This window comes from Colwellia sp. MB02u-10 (assembly GCF_014077185.1).
GTDB lineage: Bacteria > Pseudomonadota > Gammaproteobacteria > Enterobacterales > Alteromonadaceae > Cognaticolwellia.
The window spans coordinates 1-9,852 of the sequence record NZ_JACGVK010000109.1; the positions used below are offsets into that span (position 1 = coordinate 1).

Annotated in this window: 6 protein-coding genes and 1 pseudogene; 6 read left to right on the plus strand and 1 reads right to left on the minus strand. The window is 37.4% G+C overall.

Features of this window, described 5'->3' with window-relative positions; genetic code table 11:
• Positions 1 to 719 precede the first annotated feature (719 nt).
• Positions 720 to 1,721 (plus strand): GGDEF domain-containing protein, encoded by a 1,002-nt coding sequence (locus H4J59_RS07045; RefSeq protein WP_182238021.1) that lies wholly within the window; start codon positions 720 to 722, stop codon positions 1,719 to 1,721.
• Between the two features lie 85 nt (positions 1,722 to 1,806).
• Here the strand turns inward: H4J59_RS07045 and H4J59_RS19375 are convergent.
• Positions 1,807 to 1,923, minus strand: a pseudogene (locus H4J59_RS19375) (metal-dependent hydrolase); the annotation flags it as partial.
• Positions 1,924 to 2,066: 143 nt separating this feature from the next.
• Between H4J59_RS19375 and H4J59_RS07050 the strand changes: the two are divergent.
• From H4J59_RS07050 to H4J59_RS07070, 5 genes are all read left to right on the plus strand, one after another.
• Positions 2,067 to 4,421, plus strand: a complete 2,355-nt coding sequence (locus H4J59_RS07050) for a hypothetical protein (protein WP_182238023.1) — start codon at positions 2,067 to 2,069, stop codon at positions 4,419 to 4,421.
• Entirely contained in the window at positions 4,415 to 6,790 is a 2,376-nt protein-coding gene (locus H4J59_RS07055) for an integrase (protein WP_182238025.1), read from the plus strand. The genes H4J59_RS07050 and H4J59_RS07055 overlap by 7 nt, the downstream gene beginning before the upstream one ends.
• 11 nt (positions 6,791 to 6,801) lie before the next feature.
• A complete protein-coding gene (locus H4J59_RS07060) occupies positions 6,802 to 7,338 on the plus strand; it encodes a hypothetical protein (protein WP_182238027.1) in 537 nt (178 codons plus the stop codon).
• A complete protein-coding gene (locus H4J59_RS07065) occupies positions 7,338 to 8,711 on the plus strand; it encodes a site-specific integrase (protein ID WP_182238029.1) in 1,374 nt (457 codons plus the stop codon). The genes H4J59_RS07060 and H4J59_RS07065 overlap by 1 nt, the downstream gene beginning before the upstream one ends.
• A gap of 746 nt (positions 8,712 to 9,457) precedes the next feature.
• Complete coding sequence (locus H4J59_RS07070) at positions 9,458 to 9,640, plus strand: hypothetical protein (protein WP_182238031.1); 183 nt, start codon at positions 9,458 to 9,460, stop codon at positions 9,638 to 9,640.
• Positions 9,641 to 9,852: the final 212 nt, after the last annotated feature.

Below are 9,852 nucleotides of genomic sequence, written 5' to 3' on the forward strand. Positions count from 1 at the left end.
GGCAAGTAATCGGATCCGTAGTCTACCATTAGTCGTAGTGGCAATAATTTGTGATAAATTTTGAGTCATATGTAGTAATCCTTTGTTAAGGATATTAGATCACAAAATTATCGGAATTGGTATAATAATACGACGGCTAATATGGAGGTTTCTTGCGGTTTGTGAATTATTAGCACCTTCTTTTATATGAGAAAGTGCCATTAGATGTACGCGCATGCGTCCATTTTTTTCCTTAGCGATAAGGGACTTAACATCAATACGATCAAAAGGGCTCGTAATGCTTATATTGAGAGAGATAAAATAAAAGTCATTAGATCAAAAGCTTAATGTAATTGGTATAAGTCTGATGTGTTTAAGATCGCACAATTAAGGGCCAAGAAAATTTTTAATATTTTTAATTTTCACACGACTAATATTTATTTTATTGTCAATTTGATGAATTAATCGCCATTTTGAAGAGCTGTTCTAATTATCTCAATACAATAAATTTTTATTCTAAGCCATGATGATTTTCTTATAGGCTAAAAAGTTGATATAAAAAATTTAATTATTAGGGGAAAAGTTATAACAAGTGAAATTTAGCATTTTAATGCTTGTTGAACGTCGCTAATTTAGATATTCTCATCAAGACAGGTAACATTTAATTTACATGTTTAGTCTTGTTAATTAACAAGTAATGATTAACATTAAAATAATAAATATACTCTTAAGGAGCGCTCGTGCTTATTAAAGATAATTTTGATGAGGCATTGAAGTTTAGTGAATCAACAAACGAATTTTTATCTCATTACCAAATCCCAGCTAGTCCAGTAAATTATTCAGTCACTTATCTGCATATTAGTAAGCGTAATGAAAAGTTAACCGCAGAGTTAGAGAGGCATGTCCAAACCTTTCAGGAGGTTGATTTAACTTTTATTGAAGGTTTATTTGAAAAGTATATTTCTAATTCTCATATCATCGATAGACAAATACTTGAACCGATTGAGAAGTCTTTAACTTCTACTCTCGAAAAAATTAATTTACAAGTAGATAGTGCTAAAGCGGCAACTTCTAACTTAATAAAAGCTAAAAAAGCACTTTCTAAACATGAACACCATAAATCTATGCAAAATATTGTTGCCTTTTTGATGAAAAATATTACATTTTCTCAACAACAGCATACCGACTTATCTTTAGATCTGACCAGGACTTGTGGTGAAGTTAATTTTTTAAAATCTAAGCTTCAAGCGTCACGTAATGAAGTAATAGTTGATTCTTTAACCGGTTTATATAATCGTCGTGGCTGTGATATTAAGTTAAAAGAATTAGATATTGAACAAGTACATTCTTCATTAGCAATAGATATTGACCATTTCAAAAATTTGAATGATCAGTTTGGTCAGGTTATTGGCGATAGGGTGATTCAGCGCATTGCAAAAGTGATTACATCATCTATATCGGATAACGATATTGCCGTTCGCTTTGGTGGTGAGGAATTTGTTGTTGTTATGGTAAATAAAACCAAAACGCAGGCACATCAAGTTGCAGAAAATATCAGGTTAGCGATTTCACAATTAAAACTGATGCAAAGAGACTCAAAAGCCTATTTACCTAATATTTCTGTTTCCATTGGTGTAGTACAACGAGAAGAGGAATTAAACTGGGCAGCGATATTTGAACAAGCTAATACCGCCTTATATCAAGCTAAAAATAGTGGCAGAAATAGAAGCGTTTGTTTATAGATGAGTCTCACGCTGACACTTAACCTATACTGCTCTTGATCTAGACACTTTTTATATAGCTAAAGGCATTAATAAGCGGCAGTGTTTATTGATAAATACTGCCGTTTTTTTCAAGCTCAGTAAGGTATATACGAGTCATTAGCTCTAATTGATGATAGTTTGGTAACATATGTTGGCATAGTTGATAAAAGGCTTTATTATTATTTCCTAACAATAAAATCAATCAACTAACCCTAAGCTATTCAAATAAAAGAAAAATAAAGCAATTACCAAGAGTTTTATTATTGACAATTATCAATATTTAGGGATACTGAATATACATCATAATAAAAAGACTATTACATCTTGAACCCAATCGCTATTAAATCATTACCAGCTGTACAAAAGGCACTGTCACCAGCTTTTAAAAGGCTACTCTCAGCTAATGCACCTCAATGTTGTGGAGGTTTGGTAGTAAACAACTATGCAGCTTACATTTCAACCTTTAAAGCGGCTGGTTATGAAGCATTGGATATTCTAAATAGTCCTGAGTCTCTATTGAAGCAATTGCGTGGTTTTGTCGGCTTTATGTACTCGCAATACGAATGCAATGCAGCATACCCCGTGACACAACAAGTCATCAGAACCTTTAACGCATTTATTAAGGATGAAATCGATACACCTAAGCTTTCAGAATTTAAGGTGAACGAAGGCATCGGGAAGTGTATTGCTGAATTCAAAAGTTTACAGGTCAGCCCAGAGCGCCTCGTGTACCTTGATGGTTGGAAACTAACATCAAAGGAAGGTAAAGTCTTTAACTTTGCAATTGGTGAATTTCATGAAACCTTTGGTGATGACCTGACTGCTGATATTTATCGTCATGCTTACGAGTATGGAATAACACAAAAATGCACAACCCTTAATGATCATATTCATGCGCTCACGGTTCTTTTAAATTCGTTTACAGAGCATTGTAGTAGCGAAGATATTTTGCGCGCTCAGCTAAAAACTAATAAATTGAGTGCATTTCTTGAGAGGGTCATGTTGCATTCGTTTAGTCGCTATTTAGCGAAGGGCAATAAAAGCGCAACTTTTTTTAAGACCTGGGCTAGGTTGATTAAAACTTTCAAAATATGCTTTATTGACTCTGGGCTCATTGATGAGCCATTTCGACCCATTTTAACTCCTTTATTCAAAGAAGACTCTCAGCCTCTAGCTAAAATAGCTTCGGGTGGTAAGTTAACATCCAGCGAAGAGCAACTGTGGCTTGCCTCTATCCCTCTGCACATAAAAGATGAGGCAGCCATCCAAATCATCGAGGACAGGTTACGAGAGAGCGAAGAGCATGTTCGCGGATCCTATCATGCTGTTTTTGAACGCATAAAAGAAAGACACGAGCGCAACCTTGAATTGGCAAAAACCGGTAGAGTGAAGCCAATTAGAGGTGTCGGTGGCCGTGTTAAAAAAAATGAATACGTCCCCGTGGGTTATGACAATCTAGATAATACTATTGCCACATTCTATACCTATGGTATCGGCGGAGTCGGTAAAAGCTATAATTTATTTTTGGGAGGGACTCATACAAACAGTGATCATCTTTCTTCCTCTGCATTAGTGGATGAATTAAACCTACCCACCACTACTACGCTAGGTGCACTGTGTACATTGTTAGTTTTGGAGCACCCCCGACTCACACCTTCTGCACTTAAGAATTGGGAGTTGTTTGATAAGAACGGACAAATGACAGGGTATAAGCAAGTTGGTGGTAGTTATGTAATTGTCGTTGATAAAAACCGAAAGGGGGCAGCGAAAGCTCAACAAGACATTATTCTTAATAAATACAGTCAATCCATTGTTAAGACGTTAATTGCTCACACAGAACTTGCTCGACAGTATCTAAAAGCAAACCCGAGCACATATGAATATCATGAAAACGCGTGGCGTTATATGTTAATCAGGGCTGATTTGAAAAAATCAAGTTGGAGCGATAATTTTTGCGTGAATATCGGCAGTGCCCCCATGAGTAGCGCCTATCGGCAGTGGGTGTATAACTACTCTAGCAGTATGAATGAAGGTGATAAGTTATTGCTATCTAAATCTGTAGGCTTACGTTCAGCTCGTAAACTCCGAGCTATTCGCACGTACATTAAAAGCCACTCTTTGCGCGAAGTAGCAGAGGTGTTGGGGCATGAAACGGTCAATGTAGATTTATTAAATAAATACCTTCCCTCTGCATTGATGGCTTTTTTCAATGCAAGGTGGATACGCCAATTTCAAAATGCGTTTTTTTACATCGCAATGCAGGAGTCGGACTACCTTTTTGAAGCGGTTGATATTAAACCTGAAAACCTCGATGAATTTCTACAAAACCACGGTATTCACGATATACCTAAATTGTTTGGTAAATTCAAAAATAACGCAACGCTATCTCTTGTTGATAAGGAAGAACCCCGAGAACGATTTGATGAGGTAACTCTGACCATTACTAAAAATGTGATGAGAGTCCTAATTGCCATCAAGAGCATCGTTGACAGTTCAAAAGAAATACAGGATGGTCAAAATTTTCGTGACATAGTATCAACCTGGTATGAGGCTGCTACGCTCATTCTTACCGAAGATGCGCGTGAAAGCACAATCAATGCGGAGCGATCGCAACTTATAGCTATAGCAAGTAACAACCCGCTTGACACTCAACTGATCGCTGGAGCGTTAACATGTTAAAACTGATTGTAAATAACTTGAAGGAAAGGAAAGTCGGACTTCATGAGCTAAATAGCGAAGAATTAACTGAAACGCTTCACTACGCTGTTGAAAACCAAGATTTCACTTTGCAGCGTGAAATTGGCAATCATTTTACCCACATTTACGACCAGACCGATGAAATGCCTTATTGGTATAAAAGTGAGTATGGTGATGATGTCACTGTTATGAATTTTGGTCAAAAGAATAAAGTTGTTGACTGGTCATCTGTGACGCTTGACGATGGTTTTCCTCTTACTCACTCTAAGCATAAACCTCTGCTAAATGCTTTTAAAAACTGGTTGCTAGCGGTGTCTGACCCACTTGAAAATGGAGGGGCAGTCATCAAAATTACCACAGTAAAAATGAATGTAGGTAAGGTCCTGTCATTAATTGATGCCATTTTATTGCGCTCAGCCGCATTAGAGTTAAGTCGGTATCACCTTAGCCACATCACTGCTGACTTCTGGTTGTCTCTGTTTAAAGCAATGGTGGAGGATGGGGCAACCAATGGGATCTATGATTTTACAGGTCGCATCGTAAAGTTAGTTAAAGCGCACGTGAACAGCATCACGCAGGAGCAGGTAGATGATTTTGTAAGCACATATCCCTTTGTGAATAGAGATATAGTAGAAGACGATTTAACGCTTTATTTAACAAAAGAAGAGCGCGTTAAGGCATGTTGCTGGCTTTACGCCCAAGGTTATTATAAATATAGGGGGCAACCTAGGAAACAAGGCAGTGGTGATGTGCTCGCAATGCAGCTCTTTGAGGGGAAAATAGTATCTCCACTCCTATTTATTCCTACCTCGCCTGAGTTATGGCTTGCCGAAAAAGCACGAGCCACTGAATATATCCCTTTTAACACCGAAAACGCAGAAACGTCAGCCGCAGATGGGACAATTAGCATCTACATCTCAGTGGCTAAGTTGATTAACACCAACATATTCAAGGACAACGCAAGTTCACCACTCCCTGATGCAATAAAAATACTTAGCATAAGAAAAATTAATGATTTAGTGACGTTAAAAACCACGATCCGTACTCAAACCTTGCACCCTGACGTGGTCTTTAAACTCACTCGACAATCTTTTGAATTTGTTCTTAAGTACCAACAAGATATTTTGGGTGCTTGCTTGTTGGCGCTCTCACAAGGCGCTATCAAAAACACGAAAACAGGTAGTAACAAAGAGCGACCTGATAGAAAATCCGGTAAGTTCATTCCTGAAGTTCATCAAAATATGTCAATAACTGAACGTGGTAACTTTATGAAAACCAAAGTAATGAGTATGTTGAATGAAAAAGCGGTTAAGGTGATGGGTATTCGACAGGTTTTACCTTTTGACGTTTTTGATGCTGACAAGTACGACGCTATACGGAATAATGATAGTTTATTTGAGCTTTACAGCGTACTCATAGGGAGTTGTCAGTACCTTACCGGTATTATTACAGCAAGACGACAAGATGAGTTAGTATCTTTAGAAAGCAGTGGTAATTTGTCACCAAATAAAAGCCCATTTGAGGAGGGGAATGAGGATATTGAATACAATCTCATTTTTAAACTCAAAAAGTCTGGGAATGGCGGTAAGATATCGACTAATAAAATCATTCAAAGACCTATTACAGTTTCTCTTGCTAAAATTATCTGGCGACTCGAAGCGTTTAACGAGGCGGCTATATTGCAAGGGGTTGTTAAGGGGAAAACCCTAGGTCTTTTTAATAACTTAGATGCAAGAAATTGTCGCCTCACCAAGCCTGTTGTTAAGACCTTTAATGCTCACCTCGATTCGATATGTGACTACTTTGAAATCCCCCTTGTTAAAATGAACAATGGAGAGCTAAGACGACAGTACGTGAGACAGCATCAGTTACGTCGATTCTTTGCCTTGCTGTTCTTCTGGCAAAAACGTTTTCAAGGACTTGAAGCCTTGCGTTGGATGCTCGGACATACAGATATGTCACACTTATATCATTACATATCAAGCAATGAAGTGGGCGATATCCTCAATGGGGTTAAGGCCACTGTTATTGTGCAAGGTGTACTAAATAAGAATGGTGAGCTAGAAAAACTCAAAACTATCGGTGAGTTAAAGGCAACGCTAGCTAAAAAATACAATGCTGGTGCTGTGGTTATTGATGACTTGGAAAGCGTCATCGACCTGGCAGATGACGACGACATAACTACTCCGCATATTGACCAATTGAAAGCAGAGGCAAATCTGGAATCGAACCTTGAAGAGTTACTGAAAACGGGTGAAATCAGCTTGGAGCCGAATTTCTTCAAAGTTACCGACGAAGACGGCCAGGTTCGAGAAACTTTTAATTTAGCATTCCAAGTAAAAGCAGTGTAAGAAACATAACAATGAAAAAGAATAAAGAAACCAATCAAAAAACAATACTGGCAACCGAAGCTCTGTTATTGGAAATTATCAAATCGCCAGATGAATTTAAAAACAATGATGACCTGGTAAAAGCGCTTAAATCGCAAGGTGGCTTAGCCAAGTATGAAAATGTAGAACGACACATCGGTGTTGTTTCAATCAATACCGTTAAAACCCATTCAGACTTGTTGTTTGATGACGGTTTTGATGATGGCCGTGGTGGTGGTTTTGATGTACTCAGAATTAATGCTCGTAACGCCATAGAGAAAGCTTTAAAAGGAAAAATAAAAAAGAGCAATGAAGAGAGTGCAAGACAAAAGCTAACATCAGCAGAAGAAACGCTTGCTATCACTCAGCAAAGTAATTTCCTATTGAATACAGTCATTAAAGAAATGCGCTCACACTTAAAAGCAATGGCATTACAAGATTGGACGGAAGAAGAACGTTTAAAGCGCTACAAAGATATTAATAAGAAAGTTGAGGCGCAGCTTAATTATGTTAACCATGGGGAAGTCTGATGCCTGTAGTTAAACTAAAGGATTTTTCTCGTTGGTCACATCTAGGTTTTGATGGAAAATTGACATTTTATAGACCAAGGGACATACCGTTTGTCACCTATAAAAATGGTGTGCCTTGCTATGAAGCCAACATGTATATTCATAAATTGCTAGAAGAAGGATTGAAATACCAGACAATCAGGACGTATGCCAACAGTATTATAGCTTTGGTCTATCACGTCGAAAGTGCAACCCATCTTAACCGTTTTAGAGACTTAACAGATGCTACTTTTCGCTTGTTTATACAGGGATTGCAAAGCGAGAAACATCCTAATGGTGAAAAGGTTAAAAGTAACAATAGGGTTTTGGAAGTCGGCATTCGATGCCTTAAATTTCTTGAATTTGTCCAAGAGTACCATGATTTAAAACTGTTTATTGGCAAAGACAAAGCCAATGCCATTAAGGTGGTTGAGACAACTCACAAAATTTCAATTGAGGGAAGCAGGCACAAAAAAGAAGTTACCGCTACTTCACATATTTGTCTGCCAAGCAAAGATGCTGTCAAAAGACGATTACCAGTTGGAGAAAAAGACGCGCTAAAGGTATGGAGTTTTATACAAACCAATGTCAATAAAGCAGTTCGTTATCGCGATATAGCTCTGTATCAATTAATGGAGCAAACAGGTGCTCGTGTAGTAGAACTTCATCTCGTAACCGTGGATGATTTCAAAGACGCTAGAGGTATGATCGAGCCGTCCCTTAAAATGCACACGCTAAAGCGTAAAGACGAACAAACTACAAGGCATGTGCCCATTCCCCATACGCTTGTTACTGATATTGCACAATACATGAAATATCGTCGCAAAATCATGAAGAAGAAAGGGCTCACTGGAGATAAAGACCATGGCTTCTTATTCATAGCAACAAAAACTGGTGAGCCTTTTAAAGCGGACTCATGGACGACTTATCTAAATAAGTGGAAAAAGGAATTAGGTATCAAAGGTGAACTTCACCCGCACCTATATCGTCATGCTTTTATTACTAACAAGCTTATTGAAATTATTCAGCAACATGAAGATGTTACTAATGCTGATGATTTTAGAAAACACCTACTTAATGCTGAAGCTTTCAAATTACAGTTAAGAGAGTGGACAGGGCATACGCAATTGCACTCCCTTGAGACGTATATTCATTTGGCTTTCGCTAAAATACGAGGCTACGCTAAAGCTTATAGTGCAGTTGCACTATCTGCATCGGTAGGGATTGTTGAAGACCAGTTAAGTCGCATTGAAAAGCAAATTCAGGATAAAGAGCTGAACTTTACAGAAGCCCTAGCATCACTGAAAAGTACAATAAAGGCTTTTGGATTAGATATTAAACAAGCTAAAGTTTGATGTACACATACTGACGCACGAGTGATGCATTGATAAAGAAAAAGATAATGGTGTACAAGCCGAGACAGGTACGTGGTTCAAAACTATATACCGTTAAAAAAGTAAACCCATCAAGTGAAGTAGATCGTATTCTATCTTACACTTTTCAATTTTTGATTTGACCTAATCGTACTGTTAATTAGGTCAGCAAAGATACGATAGCGGACGTTCCCCACAGATGAGTATATGGGACTTTTTATGATGGTTTTTTGTCAGTAAGTCGCTCAGCCTGAGTGTGAACAATGCCACCAAAGCGGTCGTTCATCATCTAATTATTAATGCTAACTTTGTGCGCATTGAAGACATTAGCCCAAAAGTATTTACCATATATTTTTTAATGAATTGTTCGGATCATATTACTGAGAAGTCTCAGTAATAATCAGAAAACACTCCGCTTCTCTTTTAACCAATTGATTATATTAATAATAAGATTAAATCTTATCTTGGATATTACTGAGACTTCTCAGTAATATCCAATTTATGACAATAATTTAATATTTATGTTTCCTAAATACATGAAATTATGGGATATTAATATCAATTAAATAAATTTTATGGGACGGACATTACTGAGAAGTCTCCATAATAAGCTGTTAGCTGTATTGCCGTACTGTTGTGATTACATAATGTTACAGACTTGCCGTTGCTCAAAAAATCTTCTGCACATATATTTAATTGGTACTTAATTGTTTTAATAAGAGGGATTTATGAAAATATTACACAAATGGATAATTTTGGCGGGTTTATTATTAGCTGCTCTTATTTCGTATGGCTACGGATTTTCTCAAGGTATAGCTATCTTTGTTGTTTTAGGTGTTGCTTTGGAGCTTACATTTTGGTTTGGTGTTTTTGGTAAAAAGCAGCAATGTAACGAACACCCCCGCAATTAATCTACAGCTAACAAGTTGCTCAAACGGAAAAATAACAGTTGGCCATCGCTTCGCGATTATAGCCAACCATTATTTTCCGCTTAGCAAGGCGTTGGTATGACTCCCCACGTCAAGTTAAATACACTGATCCTTATTCATTAATTTCAGAATCATTGTATTCACTTTTAGTATTAAGTGAGTTAACGCATAGAATGAAGCAAGTAATTTCGTCG